Annotated in this window: 21 protein-coding genes; 14 read left to right on the top strand and 7 right to left on the bottom strand. The window is 36.7% G+C overall.

The features are described 5' to 3' along the window. Window positions 1-170 precede the first annotated feature (170 nt). Window positions 171-1,541, bottom strand: coding sequence for an MATE family efflux transporter (locus NYE61_RS07065; RefSeq protein WP_303448542.1), 1,371 nt, complete (start codon window positions 1,539-1,541; stop codon window positions 171-173). Window positions 1,542-1,660: 119 nt separating this feature from the next. Here NYE61_RS07065 and NYE61_RS07060 point away from each other — a divergent pair, with 119 nt between their 5' ends. Further along, on the top strand, window positions 1,661-2,731 hold the full coding sequence (locus NYE61_RS07060) for an undecaprenyldiphospho-muramoylpentapeptide beta-N-acetylglucosaminyltransferase (RefSeq protein ID WP_303448541.1): 1,071 nt from the start codon (window positions 1,661-1,663) through the stop codon (window positions 2,729-2,731). Between the two features lie 56 nt (window positions 2,732-2,787). Here the strand turns inward: NYE61_RS07060 and NYE61_RS07055 are convergent, their stop codons facing one another. The 3 genes from NYE61_RS07055 to NYE61_RS07045 are packed head-to-tail and all read right to left on the bottom strand — an operon-like array spanning window position 2,788 to window position 6,566. Beyond that, window positions 2,788-3,942 carry a Ger(x)C family spore germination C-terminal domain-containing protein gene (locus NYE61_RS07055; RefSeq protein ID WP_303448539.1) on the bottom strand — a complete coding sequence of 385 codons (1,155 nt, stop codon included), beginning with the start codon at window positions 3,940-3,942 and terminating at the stop codon, window positions 2,788-2,790. Continuing rightward, window positions 3,939-5,054: a GerAB/ArcD/ProY family transporter gene (locus NYE61_RS07050; protein WP_303448537.1), complete on the bottom strand. Its 1,116-nt coding sequence runs from the start codon at window positions 5,052-5,054 to the stop codon at window positions 3,939-3,941. Before NYE61_RS07050 ends, NYE61_RS07055 begins: the two co-directional genes overlap by 4 nt. A 9-nt stretch (window positions 5,055-5,063) precedes the next feature. Continuing rightward, window positions 5,064-6,566, bottom strand: a complete 1,503-nt coding sequence (locus NYE61_RS07045; RefSeq protein WP_303448535.1) for a spore germination protein — start codon at window positions 6,564-6,566, stop codon at window positions 5,064-5,066. Between the two features lie 180 nt (window positions 6,567-6,746). On the opposite strand from NYE61_RS07045, the gene NYE61_RS07040 reads away from it, so the two are divergent. Together NYE61_RS07040 and NYE61_RS07035 are read left to right on the top strand one after the other, a co-directional pair. After that, entirely contained in the window at window positions 6,747-8,171 is a 1,425-nt protein-coding gene (locus NYE61_RS07040) for an SLC13 family permease (RefSeq protein ID WP_303448532.1), read from the top strand. A 108-nt stretch (window positions 8,172-8,279) separates the two neighbouring features. Further along, window positions 8,280-9,299: a DUF3231 family protein gene (locus NYE61_RS07035; RefSeq protein WP_303448530.1), complete on the top strand. Its 1,020-nt coding sequence runs from the start codon at window positions 8,280-8,282 to the stop codon at window positions 9,297-9,299. A 168-nt stretch (window positions 9,300-9,467) separates the two neighbouring features. Here NYE61_RS07035 and NYE61_RS07030 read toward each other — a convergent pair whose 3' ends face one another. Continuing rightward, window positions 9,468-10,019: a carbonic anhydrase gene (locus tag NYE61_RS07030; RefSeq protein WP_095309769.1), complete on the bottom strand. Its 552-nt coding sequence runs from the start codon at window positions 10,017-10,019 to the stop codon at window positions 9,468-9,470. 173 nt (window positions 10,020-10,192) lie between these two features. Here NYE61_RS07030 and NYE61_RS07025 point away from each other — a divergent pair, with 173 nt between their 5' ends. Continuing rightward, window positions 10,193-10,429: a FeoC-like transcriptional regulator gene (locus NYE61_RS07025; RefSeq protein WP_095309766.1), complete on the top strand. Its 237-nt coding sequence runs from the start codon at window positions 10,193-10,195 to the stop codon at window positions 10,427-10,429. 129 nt (window positions 10,430-10,558) lie between these two features. Here the strand turns inward: NYE61_RS07025 and NYE61_RS07020 are convergent, their stop codons facing one another. Then, window positions 10,559-11,362 (bottom strand): TIGR00266 family protein, encoded by an 804-nt coding sequence (locus tag NYE61_RS07020; protein ID WP_303448526.1) that lies wholly within the window; start codon window positions 11,360-11,362, stop codon window positions 10,559-10,561. A 539-nt stretch (window positions 11,363-11,901) separates the two neighbouring features. On the opposite strand from NYE61_RS07020, the gene NYE61_RS07015 reads away from it, so the two are divergent. From NYE61_RS07015 to NYE61_RS06990, 6 genes are all read left to right on the top strand, one after another. Next, a complete protein-coding gene (locus NYE61_RS07015; protein ID WP_303448524.1) occupies window positions 11,902-13,650 on the top strand; it encodes an ABC transporter transmembrane domain-containing protein in 1,749 nt (582 codons plus the stop codon). Further along, a complete protein-coding gene (locus NYE61_RS07010) occupies window positions 13,650-15,689 on the top strand; it encodes an ABC transporter ATP-binding protein (protein WP_303448521.1) in 2,040 nt (679 codons plus the stop codon). The genes NYE61_RS07015 and NYE61_RS07010 overlap by 1 nt, the downstream gene beginning before the upstream one ends. Window positions 15,690-16,090: 401 nt before the next feature. Continuing rightward, entirely contained in the window at window positions 16,091-16,912 is an 822-nt protein-coding gene (locus NYE61_RS07005) for a serine protease (protein ID WP_303448519.1), read from the top strand. Between the two features lie 68 nt (window positions 16,913-16,980). Then, a complete protein-coding gene (locus tag NYE61_RS07000) occupies window positions 16,981-17,715 on the top strand; it encodes a PRC-barrel domain-containing protein (RefSeq protein ID WP_303448517.1) in 735 nt (244 codons plus the stop codon). A 504-nt stretch (window positions 17,716-18,219) separates the two neighbouring features. After that, window positions 18,220-18,951: an RNA polymerase sigma factor SigI gene (gene sigI, locus NYE61_RS06995; protein WP_095309754.1), complete on the top strand. Its 732-nt coding sequence runs from the start codon at window positions 18,220-18,222 to the stop codon at window positions 18,949-18,951. Next, window positions 18,948-19,757: an anti-sigma factor domain-containing protein gene (locus tag NYE61_RS06990; RefSeq protein WP_118888688.1), complete on the top strand. Its 810-nt coding sequence runs from the start codon at window positions 18,948-18,950 to the stop codon at window positions 19,755-19,757. Before sigI ends, NYE61_RS06990 begins: the two co-directional genes overlap by 4 nt. A gap of 36 nt (window positions 19,758-19,793) precedes the next feature. Here the strand turns inward: NYE61_RS06990 and NYE61_RS06985 are convergent, their stop codons facing one another. Continuing rightward, window positions 19,794-20,027: a YhdB family protein gene (locus NYE61_RS06985; RefSeq protein ID WP_095309750.1), complete on the bottom strand. Its 234-nt coding sequence runs from the start codon at window positions 20,025-20,027 to the stop codon at window positions 19,794-19,796. A gap of 179 nt (window positions 20,028-20,206) precedes the next feature. Between NYE61_RS06985 and NYE61_RS06980 the strand changes: the two genes are divergently transcribed. The 4 genes from NYE61_RS06980 to NYE61_RS06965 all read left to right on the top strand — a co-directional run bounded on the left by NYE61_RS06980 (window position 20,207) and on the right by NYE61_RS06965 (window position 23,065). Beyond that, a complete protein-coding gene (locus NYE61_RS06980; RefSeq protein WP_339317188.1) occupies window positions 20,207-20,815 on the top strand; it encodes a YhcN/YlaJ family sporulation lipoprotein in 609 nt (202 codons plus the stop codon). Between the two features lie 173 nt (window positions 20,816-20,988). Continuing rightward, window positions 20,989-21,627: a class I SAM-dependent methyltransferase gene (locus tag NYE61_RS06975; protein ID WP_303448513.1), complete on the top strand. Its 639-nt coding sequence runs from the start codon at window positions 20,989-20,991 to the stop codon at window positions 21,625-21,627. A gap of 22 nt (window positions 21,628-21,649) precedes the next feature. Further along, window positions 21,650-22,111, top strand: a complete 462-nt coding sequence (locus NYE61_RS06970) for an S-ribosylhomocysteine lyase (protein WP_303448511.1) — start codon at window positions 21,650-21,652, stop codon at window positions 22,109-22,111. A gap of 33 nt (window positions 22,112-22,144) precedes the next feature. Beyond that, the gene (locus NYE61_RS06965; RefSeq protein WP_303448508.1) at window positions 22,145-23,065 is read left to right on the top strand and encodes a cysteine synthase family protein; all 921 of its coding nucleotides are present in this window, start codon (window positions 22,145-22,147) and stop codon (window positions 23,063-23,065) included. Window positions 23,066-23,084: the final 19 nt, after the last annotated feature.

Below are 23,084 nucleotides of genomic sequence, written 5' to 3'. Positions count from 1 at the left end.
CATCGTTTTTTATATGTACAATATCTTGTCCAATAAAAAATAAATGAGATATTCGGATGCCAAAAACCTAATTTAAGCATTAATCGTTAGAATAACAACAAAACTGACGTATGAATTGCCATACGTCAGTTTTGTTGTTTAACTAATATGCACTTATAAACGGAACCCTTTCATTCAACTGGATGTGCTTTTTTAGAAAACGCATATTTCTTCTGAATATAGAGAAGTCGCCATAATAATGCAACTGCGCCAGCGCTGAGGCCAACAATAATTCCAACCCAGTAGCCAAATGGCTCCAGAGCAGTGTAATTTGCTAATAACCAGCCAATTGGAAGCCCGATAGCCCAATAAGAGATTAATGCAATAATCAATGTCATATTTACATCTTTATAACCACGAAGTATACCTTGAATTGGAGCACCAAATGCATCTGCCAGCTGATAAAAAATAGCAAAATAAATAAATTGCTTCGTTAGCTCAATCACTTCTGGATCGGAATTGTAAAGGGCAGCTACAGGACCATTCAATAAATACAAAATAACTCCTGCAAAGAGTGCGATAAATATACCTCCGCTCATTCCGATGTATCCATATGCACGTGCATCTTTATAACGCTTAGCACCTGCTTCGAAGCCAACCGTAATTGTTAACGCCATCCCGACACTCAGTGGAATCATATACAAGAGACTAGCGAAGTTCAATGCCGCTTGGTGTGCCGCTATTGTATTTGTGCTGTAAACGCTCATCAATAACGTTACAGCTGAGAAAATACTTGTCTCAAAAAATATTGCTGCACCAATTGGTATACCAATCTTTAATTGGTTACGCCATTGTTTGAGGGAAGGTTTAAACCATTTAGCAAACACAGCAAATTTCTTGAAAGGCTGAATTCGATGAAGAAAGTAAAGAGCAATAATGCACACGATAAAATACGTAATCGCAGTTGCAATGCCTGCTCCTATACCACCTAATGCCGGCACCCCTAATTTTCCGAAAATAAATATATAATTAAAGATAACATTAAGTGGCAGGGAGATCAGAATGATGATCATGGAAATGCGTGTCTGTCCGAGGCCATCCATAAAACAACGAATTGTATTAAAAATAAACAAGGGAATAATACCAATTCCTAGTGTGAACAGATAATATTTTGCGACATGTCGCACCTCAGATTCCAGATCCATCATAGATAGTATCGGTTCTAAGAAAATCACACCGGCCACCATAATTAAGATAGATAAAATAATTGCCAAATAAATTCCTTGCTGAATAACTTTTGGTACTTCCTGGTCAGCTCGCCCGCCAATCAGATGTGCTATAATTGGCGTGATTGCCAGAACAATACCATTAATTCCGGTAGAGATCGGAACCCAGAGGCTAGCCCCAATTGCTACGCCTGCAAGGTCTGCAGCACTAGAACGGCCTGACATCATCGTGTCAAAGAATGTCATGAGGTTCATACTGATTTGCGTAATTAAGATGGGAATTAAAATGATGATAAATAGCTTCAGTTTTTCCTTAACTGTTTTTGTTTCATACATTAAAACTCTTCCTTTTTTGTATGTTTTCTAATAGGATAGAGAGTAGTGTAATCCTAATAAGACGTAGCCTTTATTATACTCGGTTATACTGATTTGTGAAAGAAGGGAAGTACATTTCAATGAAAAAGAAAAGAATCCTTTTCACTGGTGGAGGAACAGCTGGACATGTGATTGTCAATTTAGCGTTGATTCCATTCTATCAGGAAAAAGGCTGGGAAATTGATTACATTGGCTCTTATAATGGTATAGAAAGAGACTTAATTGGACAGCTCGAAGGAGTAACCTATCATCCAATATCCACTGGAAAGCTTCGCCGTTACATGTCGAAAGAAAATATAAAAGATCCTTTTAAGGTGATAAAAGGTACAATGCAAGCGTATAAGATAATTGGTAAACGTAAGCCTGCAGTTATCTTTTCTAAGGGAGGATTTGTATCCGTTCCTGTTGTTGCAGCTGCAAAATTACGAGGCGTGCCATCCGTTATCCATGAATCAGATTATACACCAGGATTAGCAAATAAGCTCTCCATTCCATTTACGAAAAAAGTACTTGCGACATTTCCAGAAACGATGCAATATCTGCCTGAGAAAAAAGCGGAATATGTTGGCGCAGTTGTTCGCGATGAGCTTTTTAAAGGGGATAAGGATAGTGGCTTGAAATTTGCCGGATTATCGAAAAAATTACCTGTACTACTCATCATGGGAGGTAGTGGCGGGTCATATAAGATCAACGAAACCGTGAGAGAAAGCTTGGATGAGCTTTTAACGAACTTTCAAATCATTCATATCTGTGGACGAGACAAAATAGATCATTCGATTCAAAAAGCTGGATATGTGCAATTTGAATATATTAATGAAGAGCTAAAGGATATTTTTGCTGCTTCAGACTATGTGCTGTCTCGAGCTGGATCGAATGCAATCTTTGAATTTCTGGCATTAAGAATACCTATGCTGTTGGTTCCTTTATCCAAAGGTGCAAGCCGGGGGGATCAGATTATCAATGCGCAGTCGTTTCAGGAAAAACGCTATGCCAGGGTTATAGATGAGGAAAAACTAACAAAACAAACATTAAAAGATGAGCTTTTACAATTAAAAGAATATGCACCGATTATGATAGATACGATGAAGGAATATAAAAGTGAAAAATCGCGGGATCGTGTTATCGAAATTATTAATGCGACAAGCAAATAAAATATACTCCCTGGTTTGGACGCCAGGGGGTATATTTATTAGTCTGGATTTGTTTGTTACTGTATTGTTCCATAATGCATTAAATCTACATTTACATTGAAATCTACTGTAATGTTTGGGTATTTTTCCCTCCACTCTGTATCTGTTAAACGCTCCCCCTTTTTCTTTGTTCGATAAATTCCTCCAAATCCTAATGGGTCGGAATCCATCTCTTGGAGTTTGGCCAATAGTTCGTCATACTGTCGCATAAACTCTTTTTCAATTTCTTCTTCCAGTATGGCTGCTATTTTTTCATTTTTAACACTGAGTAACTCTGATGTTTCATATAGATCTACTTCTAAATGAACATTAGCCTCAAAGTGGAGATCATCGATGTTTTTTAATGTTATATCACCTTCACCTTTCGATATTCTTACTAGTATGGTCAAGTGTTCCTTATCTTCAAGTTTATCTGGTTGCATCGAATTCGTTTCGTTATTAAAGATAAAATCTAAAAATGGTTCTCGCGGAAGTGAAACTTCCATTGGAGTACCTTTAACATTTGTTAAAAAGGTATTAATTAGAAATGCTTGATCGATATGCAGCTCACCAACCAGCTTATCATTCGAAAAAGCGCCTATTCCGACAATCGCTGGTTTGTTATTTCGTAAACCAATTATTGGAGCGACGGGATCCTGTCCAATATCTGCTTCAATATGCAAAAAATTTTGTAAGGAGGTTTTTGGTATACTATACTCCCTTACTTCCTTTTCAATTAAACTTTGGATTATTTGACCGACATCGGTATTCAATTCTTCTTGCCCCACTGTAAGGACCTCATTTGCAGTAATATTACTAATAGCTACTAGCATTGTATCTGATACACGTGCATCACGAACTAGTGTACTTAGGTATTCTAAAATTCCTTCCTCGGCAGTTTCCTTGCCATATAATTCAAGTCGTATTTGTCCGGGGCTTAACTCAAAATTTGTATTATAACCGGCATTCTCACGTGCTCCTTTAATTGTTTTCCCCATTCCAGTAATAGATGTCGTTATTTGTGGGTTTTGCGCATCGAATTGGTAAGCGATGATTGTCGTTTCAACACGATTGTTTTCGGTTACGTCTACACCACGAGTATTAATTATCCCTAGCTCCTCAAGTTGTTTATAGGGTACGCAGGAGGTAAGAATGACAGAGAAAATCAGCAAAAGAATTGTTTTTTTTATCATGAGGATCCAGCTCCTTTTCGCTTCTTCAATCTCTTTTTGAATAAAACCAATGGAAGTAGTAAAAAAGGATATACATAAATAAACCAGAATCCAAACTGCTCAGCAAAATTAATAACTCGTTGCGTTTCAAAATGCTTTTCAAAGAAGAACGTACCAATTAAAAATATAATGGCAGCTACATACAATGTTGGTTTTTGTTTGACCTTATATACTCTTTTCATACTGTACGTTAATCCCCACATAAGAAAGAGCAGGGATGGTACAACAACCATCATCAATTCAGCGACAACGATGTAATCAAACCGTTCAACAAAGGGAAAGCTTTGGGTTTTAAATAATACAAGAACAGCCCACTCTCTGCGTTCAAGCTGTTCAGCACTGAAGAAACCTATCGCCAGCATTGTTGCGGATAGTACAAGGAGAGCAGACCAGGAGACAGCTAATAGACTCGTAATCCTAACTTTATTTTTATTTTGGATAAAAGGATAAACCAAAAATAGAATTTCAAATCCCATAAATGTATAGGAAGTAGCCCTTGCACCTTTTAATAAATCGACAAAAGGTGCTTGAAAAAGTGGCAGGTAATGATTAAAATCGATTTGCAGTGCAGGATGAATTAATAAAAATAGGATCCAATTAGCTAGGACCCCAAAGACGAAACTAACGCCTATAATAACTCGCAAGCCACCTAGGACACCATAAATAGTGAGAGAAATGAGCAGCAGCCCCATTACAAAATTGCTTACATCAGGAAATACAAATACTTTAACGACCTCGATATATGTTAATAGCACAGAGTAAAAAGCAATCCCAAAATATAAGATGTAGACCGTGCTGAATATATTCCCAAGCCACTTTCCAAAAATATCACGATGAATACCATGAATATCCGCATTATCATATTGTTTAAGAATGAGCAGCATTGCCAATAACACGATGATAACGTAAGCAGCCGCCACTAAGATGGATATCCAGGAATCTTGCTTTGCCTCGCTAAAAACTAATCGTGGGACACCTAATATACCAACCCCGATTTGCATGGAAACGATAATAAAAAACAAATAAAATGCTTGAATACGCATATTTGGTTTTATTTTTACATTAATTTCCACAGGAGACACCTACTCATCAATATCTTTTTTCTCTTTAGCATTACGTTTAGAAAAACGAATGGAATCTTTTAAAGAAAGTGATATAAATCGTTTGTACTGAAAATTTTGAGGTAACCGGTATAATGCTTTGTTTAAATCCTCAAAACGAATTGGGTAGATCGGTGACAGATATGGTCTGCCTAAGGATGTCATTTTTAATAAATGGATAATCAGCATACATAAACCGAACATAATTCCAATCAAGCCTAGAATACCTGCTAATACAATCATTGGAAAACGCAGCAATCTGATGGAAGTACCCATTTGATAACTTGGTGCTGTAAAGGAAGCTAGTGCACTTATCGTTATAAAGATAATTAATATATTACTCGTTATTCCAGCTTGAACAGCAGCTGTTCCGACAACAACACCACCAACGATACCAATTGTTTGTCCTACCTTCGTTGGAAGTCTTGCGCCAGCCTCACGTAATAATTCAATCATTAGCTCAAGAAATAATGCTTCAAATACAGGAGGAAAGGGAACTCCTGCTCTTGATTGTCCAATTGAAATGAGTAGTTGCGTTGGTATAATTTCATAATGAAATGTAACTGCAGCAACATACATTGGTGTCAGAACGACCGAGATGAACATAGACATAAATCTTATAAACCTTAAAGGTGAACCTGAATTCCAGCGCATGTATAAGTCTTCCGTTGATTCAAAAAAACTAAAAAAGGTCGATGGCGCAATTAATGCCGACGGGCTATTTTCCATTAATACTGCAATTTTTCCTTTTAAAATGGCATATGAAGTACGGTCAGGCAACTCGGTTGTATGAAATTGTGGAAATATGGACGCAGAGTCGTCCTCGATGTATTGCATGAGTACATTACTATCTTCAACATTATCGACATCTAATTCATTTAAACGTTGTCTCATTGTGTCTACATCCGTATCGTTGGCAAGCGATTTCAAATAAATTAATCGGACCTCACGTGGAGCTCTTTTACCTATTGTTATCTCTTCTATTGCCAGATCTGGTGTACGAATATTCCAGCGAATCACATTTAAATTCGTAACCAATGATTCTGTGAAGGCTATTTTCGGCCCAATAACAACGGATTCCGTCTCGGCTCCTTCTAAAGAACGTTTTTCTTTGTTTAAAAAATCATAGGATACAACAGCTGCTTCATCCTCAATATAAATCATAACTTTACCGGTTATGAGTCCTGGGAGAATTTCATCCATTTGTTGATATTCTTTACCTGAATTTAACGGTATTTTATTAAGAATAGCAGTATTTGACCATTCTTCCTTACTCTCTAATAATGGTGTTAATAGCAGATTTTCTACTCTATCCGGCTGCACTTGATAGGGAATGAAAAATACTGCAATTTTTTTATTTTGATGTTCGTATTTGCTAAAACTTAAATCTGGGCTTTTATCAAACTCACTTCTCATTAGTTGCTCTAGTTCATCAATTTTCAGAGGAAACACGTTTTTGGATGAACGTTTCATTCTTTTTCTCATAGGTCGTCCCTCCATCACAGCTTAGCTTGACTTAGTATGCCGATAAATAAAAGAAATATGAGTAGCAATTGACGTTTATTTAAAAATATTTTTTTGTAAAAGTCTAATTGTGTTAATATTGAATTATCAGAATCTGATTTAAATAAATATACAAATATGTAGTAAAAAGGATTATGATTGATGAAATTTACTTCTAATACAGACTTACATAAGCAGATAAGAATAATTGTATATCTTTTTTTATTTACTTTAGCGGTTACAATTTTTTTGAGTGGAGGACTTTCCGCTTTAGAGGATTTTTCTGTCGATCAACAGTTAACCTTAGGGTTACTAGTATTTGCAGTCTATTTATGGATAGCCGCACCAATTCCAACAGGTGCGAGCAGCTTTTTAATACTGGCACTTATGCTTTTGCTGAACTTAGTAGATACAGTTGAAGAGGTATTGGCAGGTTTTTTATCTCCTGCCATCTATTTTATATTATTGCTATCCATCATTAGTCACGTACTGGTGAAAGTGGGGTTGGATCAGGTTGTTTCTCGATTTTTAATAAGATGCAGTAGGGGTGGTATTCGATTTATTATTATCGGATTGGCATTATTTGTATTGATCTCACCGATTATTCTGCCCTCAGCAGTAGCTCGGTTTAAGATACTTTTTCCATTGATTCAGAACATGAATTATTTATATGGATTTGCAGAGAAGAGTATTTTTCAAAAGTATAGTCTTTATATCATCGGGATGTTAAATCAAAATGTTACCACTGTTATTTTTACTGGTGGTGGCTTCCCGATACTCGCTTCTCAGTTGATTCGTGATTATAATATAGCTGATTTAGGGTGGGTGGAATGGTTTATAATGATAGCCCCTCCACTTTGGTTAGGTTCGATTTTTATGGTTTTATTTGTATGGTACTATCTAAAAATGACGATGCCCGATGAAAAAATAACTACCTTATTGAACAAGGAAAAAGATATTAACGAGGAGAGAGGTGAGGTGTTTTCCACTAAGTTTTGGTTTGTATTAGTAAGCTTTTTTTTAATGATTATCGTTTGGATTGTAACAGATCAAGAGAAAGTTCCGCTCTTACTTCCACCAATGCTATTAGTTGCATTTTATGCTATTCCAAAAATAGGGTTAGTCACCAACCGTATGCTTCGAGCTTATGATTGGGAAAATTTCTTATTGCTTGGTGCATCTTTTTCGTTGGGATTGCTATTAGAAAGTAATGGTACTGCAGAAGCATTAGCCAATTTACTAATTGGTTTTATTCCAGAAGGTACGAGTATTGTTATAAAAGTAGTGATTATTGCCTTGATTGTTTTTGTTTTGCGCTTTTTCTTTATTGTCCCTTCTTCAGCAATAGTTGTTATTTTCCCAATCGTTATTTCTTATTCAGAATTAATTGGAATACCGCCAATACAGCTTGCATTTTTAGTTGTCATGATTATTGGAGGGATGATGATTTTGCCTATTCATACAACAACAACTTATTTGGCATATGGAACGGGGATTTTTTCAAGAAGAGAGCAATACGTATTTGGGATGTTAACTAGTATTTTGTTTGTTATCATTGCTATTTTGTCAGTATTTTTTTATTGGTAATGTTGGTTCGCTTCATCCCTTCCTCGACGGATAACTAAACAGGAAACCTTTACATAAACTAAAATTGTTTGCGCATATTAAGTCTATCATCGCTTTAGGAGGACCAGAATGAGTGAAAAGAAAATATATTTAACATCAGGTGAAATTGCTTCACTTTGGACTGGATATATGAATGATAGTATGTCGAAGTGCGTTTTAGGCTATATGCTGAAGCATATTGAAGATCCAGATATAAAACCTGTTATTCAACTTTCCTATGACATTTCTTCCAAACATCTGGAACTATTGGTATCCATTTTTGAAAAAGAACGATACGCCATTCCAAATGGTTTTAACGAACAAGACGTTAACATTAATGCTCCATGGCTTTTTACAGATGCGTTTTGTTTAACCTATGTAAATCATATGTCTAAAGTGGGAATGTTGGCATACGGTGGTTTTCTTTCAATGAGTACAAGAGAAGATATATGTAATTATTTTTCGATGGGTTTGAGTAAAATCACGAATCTTTATAATGAATCACTTAAAATTGCTGTTAATAAGGGAATTAACGGCAGACACCCATATATTGAAGTTCCGAAAGAAACGGATTATGTGGACAGTAAGAAATATTACAGTGGCTTCAATCCATTTAGTGACAAACGACCATTGAACGCAGTTGAAATTTCCCATCTATATATGAACATACTAACAAACGTGATGGGAGTAAAATTATGTCTTGCCTTTGCTCAAACCTCTCCGTCCAAAGAAGTACAAGATTTTATGCTAAGAGGAAAGGAAATTTCGCAAAAGCATATTAAAATTTTTGTGGATACATTTTTGAAAGATGACATTGAAGCACCGCAAGTACCTGATGTAGCTGTAAGTGATTCTACAACACAAACATTTTCAGATAAATTGATGATGTTTCATATGTCACTTATAAGTGCAGCGGGGATTGGGAACTATGCCACTGCTGCAGCTGCTAGTCAACGATTGGACTTAGCGGTCAATTACGAACGATTATCATTAGAAATTACCCGCTTAGCCAAAAGTGGGGCCGATCTTATGATTAAACATAATTGGCTGGAACAACCACCAGGAATTAAAGATCGGAAAAAATTAGCCAAAAATAAAGAGAAAAGCTGATCAATTTTGGTGAATTAGCTTTTTTCTACGATTCTTTGCAATAAAAGTCTAAAGAACAAACCCGCAAAGGCAATTGATATTGAAGGCAGATTGTACTTTATTTACTATCCTCAATAATATACAAATAGACTACTGCTTTAAAAGAAAAGCAGTAGTTAGTACCTATTTCTATTCTTTTGTAACAACATCTACTTTACCCGTATCAGGGTTAATAACTAGACCATGCACTTTTACTTCTTTCGGCAGCAATGGATGGTTTCGAATGATGCCAACACTTTGCATGACGGACTCTTCTACAGTTTCAAAACCGTGAAATTCCTCGTCAAGGCTGATTCCACTATGGGTTAATGTGTTTATTTTCTCTTCATCAATTCCACGATTTATCATTGTTTTCTTAAGGGCTTCTGTATCTACATTCGACATTCCACAATTATGGTGACCAATCACGACAACCTCTTCAGCTTTAAGGTTAAAAACGGCAACAAGAATGCTTTTCATGATGCTATCAAACGGCTTACGAATGATTGCACCAGCATTTTTGACCATTTTTACGTCTCCGTTTTGAATGTTTAATGCTTTGTGCAATAATTCGACTAAGCGTGAATCCATACATGTAAAAACAATCATCCTTTTGTTGGGATATGTATCTGTTTTATATGCTGTATATTGTTTATTCTCCACGAATTGTTTGTTGAACTCTAACATTTCATCTAAATGCATCCAATCAACTCCTACTTTATCTTTTATAAAACTATATCAGTTTTTTGCGCAATAGGAAATAAAAAAGCTAAAAGGCGTGACTAAAGCATTATTTTTCTAATAATTCCAAATTGTGATTGTTAGTTAAATAAATATGTTGTATTATGGAAGTAATACTTTAAAGGGGTGAGGAAATGAAAGAATTTGTTCGAAATTGTCGATTGTGCAAAGAACCGATGAAAAGCAGTCCGTTTATGATGTGCCCAACATGCTTAAGGGACAGTGAACAAGTTCGCAACTTTGTCCAGAAAAATCCTCATGTATCGCTTGTAGAAATTTCACGATACACCAAAGTATCGTTGGAAAAAGTAGAAGATATGGTCTATTTAGGCCATAATCGCAAGGGTGAATTAGAATCTGAATTACATTGAGGATCCCCTTATAAAATATACCAAAAGAGAATAACTCAAATTATTGAGCCATTCTCTTTTTTCATGTAATAGATTTATATCGTGTGAAGTAATGTAAAACAGATAGAAATTAGAAGAATGTCAATTATGTTATTTACGATCTCCACCTAATAAATCAAATAGTCCGCCTGCAATACTACCTTCCCCTTTAGAATCTGAGCCTGCTCGTTGAGGGGCTGCTGCAAATACTCTGCTTGCAAGTCTGCTAAATGGCAAGGATTGAATCCAGACAGTCCCGGGACCGCGTAAAGTAGCGAAAAATAAACCCTCCCCTCCAAATAATGCCGTTTTAATGCCACCAACATATTCAATGTCATAATCAATATTGCCTGTCATCGCGACGAGACAACCGGTATCTACTCGAAGAATCTCACCTGATTTTAAATCTCTTCGATGAATGGTTCCGCCTGCATGGACAAATGCTAGGCCATCTCCTTCGAGCTTTTGCATGATAAATCCTTCTCCACCAAAGAAACCTGTTCCAATGCGCCGTTGTAATGCGATTCCAACAGATACGCCTTTCGCAGCTGCTAAAAATGCATCCTTTTGACAGATTAACTCTCCATTCAATTCACTTAGATCCATTGGAATAATTTTTCCGGGGTATGGAGAAGCAAACGAAACATGTTTTTTACCAGTTCCTTCGTTCGTAAATGTTGTCATAAATAAGCTTTCTCCTGTAACTAATCTTTTTCCAGCTCCGATCAGCTTGCCCATGATTCCACCAGTTTGCTTGGTGGAGCCATCACCAAAAATGGTTTCCATTCGTATTTGATCATCCATCATCATTAAGCTTCCAGCTTCTGCAATAACCGTTTCGGACGGGTCTAACTCTACTTCTACAAACTGCATATCATCGCCATATAACTTGTAATCAATCTCATGGTTATTCAATTTTTCCACTCCCTTTTTATGAATTAACTGTAATACATCATAGAATACGAAAAGGATTCAAAAAATGATTTAAGTATTATATTTTTGTCCAATAATACAAATCCTATTTCGTAATCTCAAAGGAAATAAAAAATTTTCAAAAAACTATTGACGAAAAACTATCTAAATAATATAATTACTTGGGAATTGAAAATGAAACGGAAAAGGAGGTCACTACCATGGAAAAGGTAATTATCATAAACCGAATGAATTTTATATGTACTGTGACCTTCATGAAGGATGCGAATGATTCTTAGCTATTTAAGTATCGGATGAATCATTGAATGGTTACAGATGTCTGTGACCATTTGTATTATAAAGGGGTATTTCTTGTCAGGTGGAAAGTAAACATTTTCTGTCTGAATAAGGCTAACGAAGACACTTGCTATACGCAAGTGAGACCTCTCGTTTTCTAACCTATTTATGTGCACACGTCATAGGCGTGTGCTATTTTTGTGTCTTAATGAAGGGAAAAAACAAGTAGATTAGAAGGTGAAAAAATGTTTCAGGTATTCAAGAAATTGGATTGGTTTTTTAAGTATTACTGGAAGCGATATGTAATAGCAATTATCTTTTTAATTATTGCAAGTGCGATTGGACTTATCCCCCCGAAGCTTGTCGGGTTAACGATCGATCAAATCCAATTTGGTTCATTAACAATGCAATTATTAGTTGCACTTATTTTAGGATATCTCGTTCTCACTATTATCCATTACGCAATATCCTATTTATGGGATTATACGTTATTTGGCGGAGCTGTAATTCTAGAACGCTGGATGCGAAGTCGATTAATTTCACATTTTCTTAGCATGACGCCAACTTTTTATGGAAAGCATCGAACTGGTGATTTAATGGCAAGATCTACAAATGATCTGAAAGCAATTAGTCAGACTGCAGGATTCGGAGTGCTGACACTTGTGGATTCAAGTATTTTTATGTTAATGATTATTGCAGTTATGGGCTTTACAATCAGCTGGCAGCTAACATTAGCAGCATTGTTGCCGCTTCCAATTATGGCGATTGTCATGAATAAATATGGTTCAGCCATTCACGCGCGTTTTACAGAAGCACAAGCAGCTTTTGGAGAAATGAACAATGAAGTACTGGAATCAATTCGAGGAGCGCGTGTTATTCGGGCATTTGTTCAGGAAAAACAAGATGCAGATCGATTTGAAACCAGAACAAATCATGTCTACGAGAAAAACATTGAAGTTGCAAAAATTGATGCATTATTCGAGCCAACGATGAAAATTTTAGTTGGGCTATCTTATACAATTGGAATTGGTTATGGTGCATTTCTTGTATTTGAAAGTAACATTACGCTTGGTGACCTTGTTACATTTAATGTGTATTTAGGCATGCTGATTTGGCCAATGTTTGCTGTTGGAGAATTAATTAACATTTTACAACGCGGTAATGCATCCTTGGACCGTGTAAACGCAACTCTATCCTACGAAGCAGATGTTAAGGAAACGACCGAACCCAAATCTGTTTTCGGTGTTCATTCCATCGATTTCCACAATGTATCTTTCTCCTATCCATCTGTTGAAAGAAAGCAATTGAGTGAAATACTTTTACAGGTGAAAAGTGGTCAAACAATTGGTGTTGTAGGGAAAACTGGAGCTGGAAAAACAACATTGTTTAAGCTTTTACTTCGGCAATATCCTGGAGTAGAAGGAGAGATTAAGGTTTCCGATATCAATTTAAATGCTATTCGATTGGAGCAAATTAGAGACTGGATTGGTTATGTTCCACAGGATCAAATGATGTTTTCCAAATCAATTCGGGAAAATATTCAGTTTGGTAAAGCCGATGCAACCGATGAGGAAATTTTTCGTGTGATGAAGCTAGCACATTTTCTCGATGATATAAAGCAGCTGCCGAATGGGCTGGACACCCAGGTCGGAGAAAGCGGGATTACTTTATCTGGTGGTCAGAAGCAACGTGTTGCGCTTGCACGGGCTTTTATTAAGGACCCAGAGATTTTAATTCTAGATGATTCAATGTCTGCGGTAGATGGTAAGACAGAAGCGAAAATTCTTGCCCATTTAAGAACAGAAAGGCAGCATAAAACAACCTTCATAGCAGCCCATCGTCTATCTGCAGTGACACATGCAGATCACATTATCGTGTTAGAGGATGGAAGAATAGCCGAAGAAGGAACACATGAACAATTAATGCAGTTGGATGGTTGGTATAAAAAGCAGTACCAACAGCAACAGTTGGAGGATGGGGAGGTGGCGATGTAATGAAAAAGCCATCAACAGAAAAGCGATTATTTAACTATGCTTTACACTATAAAAAAGGAATTATCATTGGTTTGTTCTGCTTAATGATAGCTGTTGCGATGGAATTGGCCGGACCGTTTATTGCGAAAATAGTTATTGATGACCATATACTTGGTGTTGAAGGCTATTGGCAGGAAGTTGCGGAAAATGATGATCGCTATACGGTGGATTATGATGGCGGGTCTTTCAAGCGGGTAGACCGCTTAACTGCTTCTGATGAGACAATAGGCGAGGCTGTTACATTGCTTCAAATAGGCACAGCATATCATTTTATTCATGATAGGGCGCCATTGGATGGGAAACGAGATGCGAATGCGAATGATAATCAAATTAGCATTACAACAGCAGAAGGGACGTTTCATTATGGAGGGGAGCGTCTCGCCTTAACAGAAGCTTATCCTTTCTTTAAACCGGAACAACGGCCAATTTTACTACTGCTTGGACTATATATAGGATTGCTTGTCATTGCTGGGATATTTCAATTTTATAAAACATTTCTTCTGCAAAAAGCTGCAAATCAAATTGTTAAAAAAATGCGAACGGATTTATTTGCGCATACACAGCGAATTCCAATTGATTATTTTGTCGATCAGCCTGCAGGAACAATTGTTGCCAGAATTACAAACGATACGGAAGCAATTCGTGATTTATATGAAAGGGTATTAGCGATTATCGTGACAAGTGCGGTATACATGGGAGGGATTTTTATTGCCCTATTTATTCTAGATGCTAAGCTTGCGATGATGTGTCTGCTCATTCTCCCGTTGCTATATGGTTGGATGAAAGCTTATAAATACTTTGGAACAAAATACAATAAGGTTATCCGGAAAACGATCAGCCAAATAAATGGAAATATTAGTGAAGCTATTCAAGGAATGCCGGTAATTCAAGCGTTTAATCGTGAAAAGAAGACAAAAGAGGAATTTGAGGTATTGAATGAACGCAATTATACGTATCAGAAAAAGCTGATTAAATTGAGTGCGTTGACATCATATAATCTTGTAACGGTTATTCGAAATTTGACTTTTGTTGGTTTTATTTGGTACTTCGGCTCTTCTTCGCTTGAACTGACAAGTGTTATATCCATCGGTATGCTTTATGCATTCGTCGATTATATTACAAGATTATTTGAACCAGTTACAGATATTGTGAACCAGCTGCCGCTCTTAGAACAAGCACGTGTTGCTGGTGCGCGTGTATTTGAATTATTGGATCATGATGGAGAAGCTGTAGAGAATAAGCAAATTGAAAAATATCGCGGGAAGATTGTCTTTGATCATGTTTCATTTGCCTATAACGAAAAAGATTATGTTCTAAATGATATCTCATTTGAAATTAACGAAGGTCAGACAGCAGCATTTGTCGGTCATACTGGATCAGGTAAAAGCTCGATTATGAATTTATTATTTCGATTCTATGATGCGCAAAAAGGTTCAATCAGGATTGATGGATACAATACGAGAGATTGGGCGAGGCAGCAAGTAAGAAGTCATATGGGAATCGTTTTACAGGATCCATTTTTATTCTCGGGTACGATTATTTCGAATGTAACGATGAATGATCCGAAAATCAGCAGAGAAGCTGCAATAAGCGCTTTACATGCTGTCGGAGCAAACCGGTTTATTGATAAATTACCGAACACTTATGATGAGGTTGTTACAGAAGGAGGCACCACATTCTCACTAGGAGAACGTCAGCTTATATCTTTTGCACGTGCACTCGCCTTTGATCCGGCTATTTTAATTTTAGATGAGGCAACCGCAAATATTGATACGGAGACAGAGAATATTATTCAGGAAGCATTAAAAGTGTTGAAGGAAGGAAGAACAACACTTGTTATTGCACACCGTTTATCAACAATCCAACAAGCTGATATTATTTTTGTTCTCGACCATGGAACTATCAAAGAACAAGGAAATCATGATAAACTAATTGAACAGCAAGGTTTATATTATCAGATGTACCAAATGCAGCAAGGAAAGGTTAAAGCTGCTGTGTAAATTTGCGTTTGGATGTTCTAGTCCAGCTCCAGCGCTTAAGTGATAGCGAGATTTCCCTCACCTCATGAGACGATAAAGAAGACTTGCGACTGCAAGACATGAGGCTTAGTCGTATTTATACCCTTGTGGTGAAATCGGGAATCGACTCTAGGTAAAGGATGGCCAACTAAACCTTAGTTAAAGCCTACGTTGGCCTCTCCCCTTTACATGGCATGTTTCCTTTTAGATGAACTTGACTTTGCGCCCATGAGAGCAAAAGTCTTAGATCATCTTATACTTTGGAGTGATCTCCTACGTAAAAATGTTCGATACCTCGAACCACCCTTAAAGTAAGGGGCGCAGTCCGTACGTCGCTAAAACGGGCGCTTTTGTTTTCAATTATGTTTCACGCGAGGTGGCTTATGGATCATAAACAAGATAAAAAAGATGATCAACTTGATGGGGACTTATTTGAAGAGTTTGATGACGAGGAATTATATGAGCTTGTACAGGAAGAGCGTAGAAAGGCTTTAGAGCGAGCTCGTCGTTCTGAGGAAGAAAAAGCTCCAAAGCGTTCCTTTCCGAAATGGGCGTTTTGGCTGATCGCCTTCGCTTTAGTATTTAATCTCTTCGCCCTAATACCGCAAACCTTTTCGATACCTGCATTTGATTTTCTCGTTACATCTGCTAAGCTGTCAGCTGAAGAAGATATCCGAACGTTTAAAGAAGCTGTTGTCGTTGTAGAGACAGATAACAGCAAGGGAACCGGATTTTCTATTTCTGCAAATGGCACTATTTTAACGAACCATCATGTTGTTGAAGGAGAAGAGCAAGTGACTGTTGCATTCCCTGAGGATGGTTTATTTACTGCAGAAGTTACCGAACAATTTCCAGAAATTGATTTAGCCGTTCTTGAAGTGAATGAAACAGGACTGCCATCCTTATCATTAGCCCAAGATCCAAATATTCAAGAAAATGAACCCATTCGATTCATTGGTAATCCTTTGCGATTTAATGGAATTGCAAATGAGGGAACAATTATTGGCGATACCCACTTATCCGATTGGAATGAACGTGTATTTATGCTGGATGCTCCAGTCTATCGAGGAAATAGTGGGAGCCCTGTTATTAATCAGAACGGTGAGGTAATTGGTGTTATATTTGCAACGCTTGAACATGAGAACCACGGTAAAGTTGGACTGTTTATATCGATTGACTACTTTCACGAGTATACCCAGGAATAAGTATTCCTGGGTTTTATTGTTTTTAAGAAGGGTATGTACCTTATAAAACCTTTTGGGGGGTAGACAAAATGATGCGCTTAACATCTCAATTAAAGCAATTTAATATTCACGCAACAGACGGTGAACTTGGAAAAATTAAAGACTTTTATTTCGATGATCGTAATTGGGAAATACGCTATGCAATTGTGGATACAAGGAAATGGCTTCCAGGTAGAAAAGTCCTCTTGTCACCGAATTCCTTTATAGAGGTAGATGAGACAAATGAAAGTGTCAATGTAGAATTCGATAAGCTGATGATCCGAAATAGTCCTCCTGTTCCAGAAAATGAGGATTTAACGAAGGATAAAGAGAATCACTTAATTGATTATTTTGGATGGAACAGTTATACGGATAATGCATTACCTCACGCAGAACGTGGACTGCTTGGTACATTTCCAGTTATTGGATTAGAGAATGAACGGCCACCGGAAGAGCCGCATTTAAATCGAAATGGACGATATCATGAGCATGATAATTATTTGCGTAGTGAGGAAGAAACGAACGATTTTAAGGTACACGCGAAAGACGGTAAGATTGGCCGAATTGTAGATATGATCTATGATACGTCTCAATGGATAATCGAGTATATCGTTGTTCGGAGCAGTAAAAGTATTGTTGAAAATGAATTTTATATTTTTCACACAAGACAAATAAACACGGTGGATTGGTTTGAAAAAGATTTATATATCAATGATTCTCTTGAAGGTATTTTAAATAACAAGCCATTTCAGCAAAAAGAGGAGATTTTGGTAAGTTTTGAGTAATTTAGTGTCGTAACGGTAGAAATAGTTTCCTTTTAAAGAGAGCACCTCCTAAGCTAGTAATATGCAGGTGTTCTTTTGTCCTGCTTTTATGAATGTATAATATGTTAGAATAGTTGGAAAAGTAAAATTTTTGCGTTTAATATATTTAGTTACTGTTTTTTAAAGGAACTGTAATGGAATTGAGATAGCAACCTAATCAGCATTACGTTAACATGGATTAGACTAAAATAATTAGCATTATTTGTCGAAATATATAAAGAAACAAATTGAAAAATACAGATATCGATAATACATGTTTAGAATGATCGTTGTTTTGAAGTTGAATTTTTACCAGACTTTTTGAAATGATTGCTTATAAAATAAAAATAAAAATGAAAATGGTGGGGACATCATATGATACATATACATTGCACTAACGTTTTTAATTCAAATGGACAATTAGACAGCTACACCCAAAAAGGGTATTTAACATACGTATTTTATAATGGACGGAGGTGCTTTTAAATGATGGCAAGTACTTCGGTCCAAGAACAACCCCTTGAAGAATTAGTAGCATCGATTCAACAAGGAGATACAGCAACACAAAATTATTTATTGCGTACGTATCAACCATTTATTGCAAAATGTGTTTCAGAAGTATGCAAACGATACATAGATCCAAAAAGAGATGATGAATTTAGTATAGGGCTTTCTGCGTTTAATGAAGCTATCTTTTCCTATTCTGCAGATAGAGGATGTTCATTTTTATCCTTTGCAAAGCTTGTTATAAAACGGAAGGTAATTGACTACATTCGGTTTAATCAAAAAAGACTCTCATCCATTTCATTTGATGAGAATTTTGATGAGGAACTGATGGAGAATCCGCTTGAGGTTGCCGTTGTAAAGGATAGGTATAATCAGGAATTAGATGCAGTTTATCGTAAGGAAGAAATTATGGAATTTAAGGAAAAGTTGCGTGAATATAAGTTGACATTGGTTGAACTGTCAGAGGCCTCTCCAAAACATAGAGATGCACGTGATTCTGCAGTCAAAACTGCAAGAATTCTTTATCACGATAAGCATTTAAGTGAATACGTATATCGAAAAAAGAAACTTCCGATTAAGGAGCTTGTAAAAAAAGTGGATGTCAGCAAAAAGACGTTGGAGCGAAATCGGAAATTTATTTTAGCAATATTCATTGTGTTAAGTGGAGACTACATCTATCTTAAGGATTATCTTAAGGGAGTGGGGCAATGAAAAAAGGAATTGTGATGGAACTCCATCGCAACTATACGATTATTATGACCAAAGAGGGTTTCTTTTTAAAAGCGAAGCCATGTAAAAAAGGTGTAATAATCGGAGAGGAGGTCGCCTACGAACCGCTAGATCTCGATAAGCGGCATATTTCCATTTTACAATCTTGGAAGATGTTGAATACACCGTTTAAAACTTTTTTCATGACATGTGTCATATTGTTGTTTTTTCTACCTTTCTATATGTTTTCGGGTGAGCGCGAATCTTATGCGTACGTGACATTGGATATAAATCCTAGTATTGAAATGGAAGTAAATGAGAAATTTAATGTGCAATCAATCCGAGCTTTAAATGACGAGGCTTCATTAATTGTGGAACAATTACCAAATTATCAAGATGAATTGCTGGAAGAGGTAATTGGCCGTATTTTAGATATTAGTGAGCAAACAGGATTAGTAAACGATGAAAAAAATATGATCGTCGGCTTTAGCTTTGCTGATGGGGTACCTGATCAAAACATCTTTATCCCTCTGGAATTGGAGGATTTTTTTCAAAGTATATCTGGATGGGAAATAGCCACATTGCTAATCCCGCAAAAAATTAGAGACCAAGCAAAGGAAGAATCTACTTCGATGAATGAAGTAATGGCATTAAAACTTTTAGAGAAAGATGCTTCAGCGAATGATTTAACATCGATTTCTTCCGATGATAGGGCAATTATTAATACTTTTTTTAACGAGGAAGATATAGATGATAAAAATTCGTCGCATCTGGATGATGAAAAAAGATTTAGTAGCCTGATGAATTAAGATAATGGAAAAGCACAACAAGTGCTTTTCCATTTTTTATACTTCCATCATGACTGGTGGGGTATATTTCATCGCATGGTCTATATAATAAAGCAGTGTATCATGCGTGTTTATTACTTTAGACTGATCCAGTGAATAGTGATAAGCATTTAAAAATTGTTCAATTTTTTTGGAAAGCATATCATCCTTTGTTCGAACCATTAGTACGAGTAGATCATCCCATTGGCCCCACAATGTATAATATAAAGCTTTGTCATAGTCTGGAATCAACTTTTCCCCCTCCTTTATTGAAGACACATTTGTTTAAAGGGTTACTAATTAGACTGCCCGCTTTTTATATATAATGCGTGTGATTTATTTGGTGTGAATGCCATTTAAAGGATGTAGATATTTAAGCATAGGAATGCTCCTCTGTTACATACTAAAAGCAAATCCATAAGGAGGGATTTATGATGAAATGGAAAGTTTTAAGTATCGCTGCTGCGACTTTTTTAACTTTGACAGCTTGCCAAGCTACAGATAATAACGCTCGAGACAATGCGACTGGCCCTAATGACAATATTGAACAAACCCGATTTTACAACAATGCTGGAGAGGGAATGACGAATGTTCGAAACTATACACTAGATCGAAATTCGGAGCAATTCCAAAACCGAGACAATGGGAACAATCGAGCAAATGAGCACAACCAATATGATATATCAGAAGAGGCTGCAGAGCGAATTACGAACGAAGTTAATGATATTGATCGAGCGTATGTATTAACTACAGATAATAATGCATATGTAGCTGCAACACTAGACACGGACAATCGTAATGCAAATCGCGGAACACGTGATAATGGTGGCGAACTTACAGATGAAGTAAAAGAAAAAATTGGAGATATTGTGAAGTCTGTGGATAACGGAATTGATAATGTGTATGTATCCACGAACCCTGATTTTATTGATTTAACGAATAACTATGTTGATGATGTTAATAATGGTGAACCGGTCGAAGGATTTTTCGATCAGATGGGGAATATGGTTGAACGACTTTTCCCACAAAATAGACGATAGTCATAAAGAGTGTTCCTGAAAGGAGCGCTCTTTTTCTTATGGATAAAGATATATCCGAATTGTGAAATAAAAAACTTTGTCATGAGTTGGAACCTGTGGTATAGTACATACATATAATCCTTAGTAATCTTAGTTAGTTACTTTGATTTAATAAACTTCGGAGTTGATCATATATGGGGAGAGAGTTTATTGAGCTATTTGAAGAGTGGGCGGAGGATTATGATAACAGTGTAGTGGGAGAAGACCCACAATATGCAGAGGTTTTTGCTAATTATGATGTAATCCTTGATGCAGTAGTGGATCATAGTGTTGGCAGGGTATTGGAATTTGGTGTTGGAACAGGTAATTTATCCAAGAAGTTGCTGCAAGCAGGGCATTCTGTAATAGGAATTGAACCTTCAAAAGAAATGAGAAACATTGCAAAAAGGAAAATTCCAGGTTTGACGATTCTGGATGGTGATTTCTTAATCTACCCGGCCCCCACTGGAAAGATTGAAACGATTACAAGTACGTATGCGTTCCATCATCTAACAGATGATGAAAAGGCGATTGCAATTAAACAATTTGCAGAGTTATTGCCACTGAATGGCAAGGTTGTTTTTGGAGATACGATGTTTAAAACGGAAGCCGATAAAAGGATGCAAATAAAAGAGGCAGTGGAAAAAGGGCATCATGATCTAGCAGAAGACTTGAATCGTGAATACTATCCCACATTGGATACAATGAAGAATGCTTTTGAAAAGCATGGATTTGATGTATCATTTAGGCAAATGAATGATTTTGTTTGGGTATTGACTGCAAACAAAAAATAAAAAAGTGGGGAGTAATGAAATAATGACTAAAAAAATGAATGTAGAAAGTTTTAATCTTGATCACACAAAAGTAAAGGCGCCATATGTAAGATTAGTTGGTGTAACAGAAGGTGCAAATGGAGATAAAGTACAAAAATATGATATCCGTTTTAAGCAACCAAATAAAGAACATATGGAAATGCCAGGACTTCATTCGTTAGAGCATTTGATGGCTGAGAATATCCGAAATCATGCAGATAATGTTCTTGATATTGGGCCAATGGGATGCCAAACTGGTTTTTATTTATCGTTAATCAATCATGATAACTATGATGATGTCTTAACAATGCTTGAAAAAACGCTGACAGATGTGCTCGACGCAACTGAAGTTCCTGCGTGTAATGAAGTGCAATGCGGCTGGGCAGCAAGCCATAGCTTGGAAGGTGCAAAGGAAATCGCTAAGGAAATGTTAAGCAAGCGTCACGGGTGGCATGAAGTTTTTTAATAACCTCTAAAATGTAATGTGAGGCGAAACGAAATGGTTCTTTATAATTCAATACATGAACTGATTGGGGATACCCCGTTATTAGAGATTAGAAATTTTAATCTGCCTGAAGCAGTACGTTTATTTGCAAAGCTTGAATTTTTTAACCCGGGTGGTAGTGTGAAGGATCGATTAGGTGTTGCCTTGATTGAGGATGCCATGAAACGTGGGGGATTACGAGAAGGCGGTACAATTATTGAGCCTACTGCAGGTAATACTGGTATTGGACTTGCAATTGCAGCCCTAAATAAAAAATTGTCTGTCATATTTTGTGTTCCAGAACATTTTAGCAAGGAAAAACAGCAGCTGATGCAAGCATTAGGAGCGGAAATTATTCATACACCGCGTGAACTGGGAATGAAGGGTGCTATTGAAAAGACCGAACAATTACTAAAAGAAATTCCAAATAGCTTCTCACCAAAACAGTTCTCAAATCCAGCTAATCCAATGACGTATTATCAGACACTTGCTCCAGAACTCTGGAGGGAGCTTGATGGGAAAGTGGATGTATTTGTTGCTGGTGCTGGGTCTGGTGGAACATTTACAGGTATAGCATCATTTCTAAAGGAAAAAAATCCTGCCGTTAAAACGGTAATTGTTGAGCCAGAGGGTTCTATTATCAATGGCGGCAAATCAGGCCCACATTTGACGGAAGGGATTGGGATGGAATTCCTTCCAGATTATATGAATCGCGAACATTTTGATGATATTTACACGATTACAGATAAGGATGCTTTTATGATGGTGAAGATGCTTGCGGCAAAAGAAGGATTGCTCGTTGGAAGTTCTTCGGGTTCTGCGATGGCTGCAGCCCTAAATGAGGCAAAACATGCCAAACCAGGAACTACAATTGTTACAATCTTTCCAGATTCGAGTGACCGTTATCTAAGTAAGCAAATATATGAACAATTTTAGATTTTAAGGGGGAATAATC

This window comes from Oceanobacillus sp. FSL W7-1304 (assembly GCF_037969805.1).
Classification (GTDB): Bacteria; Bacillota; Bacilli; order Bacillales; family Amphibacillaceae; genus Oceanobacillus; species Oceanobacillus profundus.
This window is presented reverse-complemented; position numbering and strand designations above follow the sequence as displayed.

Coding starts and splice junctions, on each gene's coding strand:
- NYE61_RS07065 (WP_303448542.1), bottom strand. CDS start 1,541: ATGTATGAAACAAAAACAGTTAAGGAAAAACTGAAGCTATTTATCATC.
- NYE61_RS07010 (WP_303448521.1), top strand. CDS start 13,650: ATGAAAAAGCCATCAACAGAAAAGCGATTATTTAACTATGCTTTACAC.
- NYE61_RS07040 (WP_303448532.1), top strand. CDS start 6,747: ATGAAATTTACTTCTAATACAGACTTACATAAGCAGATAAGAATAATT.
- NYE61_RS06980 (WP_339317188.1), top strand. CDS start 20,207: ATGATGAAATGGAAAGTTTTAAGTATCGCTGCTGCGACTTTTTTAACT.
- NYE61_RS07035 (WP_303448530.1), top strand. CDS start 8,280: ATGAGTGAAAAGAAAATATATTTAACATCAGGTGAAATTGCTTCACTT.
- NYE61_RS07005 (WP_303448519.1), top strand. CDS start 16,091: ATGGATCATAAACAAGATAAAAAAGATGATCAACTTGATGGGGACTTA.
- NYE61_RS07045 (WP_303448535.1), bottom strand. CDS start 6,566: ATGAGAAAAAGAATGAAACGTTCATCCAAAAACGTGTTTCCTCTGAAA.
- NYE61_RS07025 (WP_095309766.1), top strand. CDS start 10,193: ATGAAAGAATTTGTTCGAAATTGTCGATTGTGCAAAGAACCGATGAAA.
- NYE61_RS07000 (WP_303448517.1), top strand. CDS start 16,981: ATGATGCGCTTAACATCTCAATTAAAGCAATTTAATATTCACGCAACA.
- NYE61_RS06975 (WP_303448513.1), top strand. CDS start 20,989: ATGGGGAGAGAGTTTATTGAGCTATTTGAAGAGTGGGCGGAGGATTAT.
- NYE61_RS06990 (WP_118888688.1), top strand. CDS start 18,948: ATGAAAAAAGGAATTGTGATGGAACTCCATCGCAACTATACGATTATT.
- NYE61_RS07015 (WP_303448524.1), top strand. CDS start 11,902: ATGTTTCAGGTATTCAAGAAATTGGATTGGTTTTTTAAGTATTACTGG.
- NYE61_RS07055 (WP_303448539.1), bottom strand. CDS start 3,942: ATGATAAAAAAAACAATTCTTTTGCTGATTTTCTCTGTCATTCTTACC.
- NYE61_RS06965 (WP_303448508.1), top strand. CDS start 22,145: ATGGTTCTTTATAATTCAATACATGAACTGATTGGGGATACCCCGTTA.
- NYE61_RS06970 (WP_303448511.1), top strand. CDS start 21,650: ATGACTAAAAAAATGAATGTAGAAAGTTTTAATCTTGATCACACAAAA.
- sigI (WP_095309754.1), top strand. CDS start 18,220: ATGATGGCAAGTACTTCGGTCCAAGAACAACCCCTTGAAGAATTAGTA.
- NYE61_RS07060 (WP_303448541.1), top strand. CDS start 1,661: ATGAAAAAGAAAAGAATCCTTTTCACTGGTGGAGGAACAGCTGGACAT.
- NYE61_RS07030 (WP_095309769.1), bottom strand. CDS start 10,019: ATGCATTTAGATGAAATGTTAGAGTTCAACAAACAATTCGTGGAGAAT.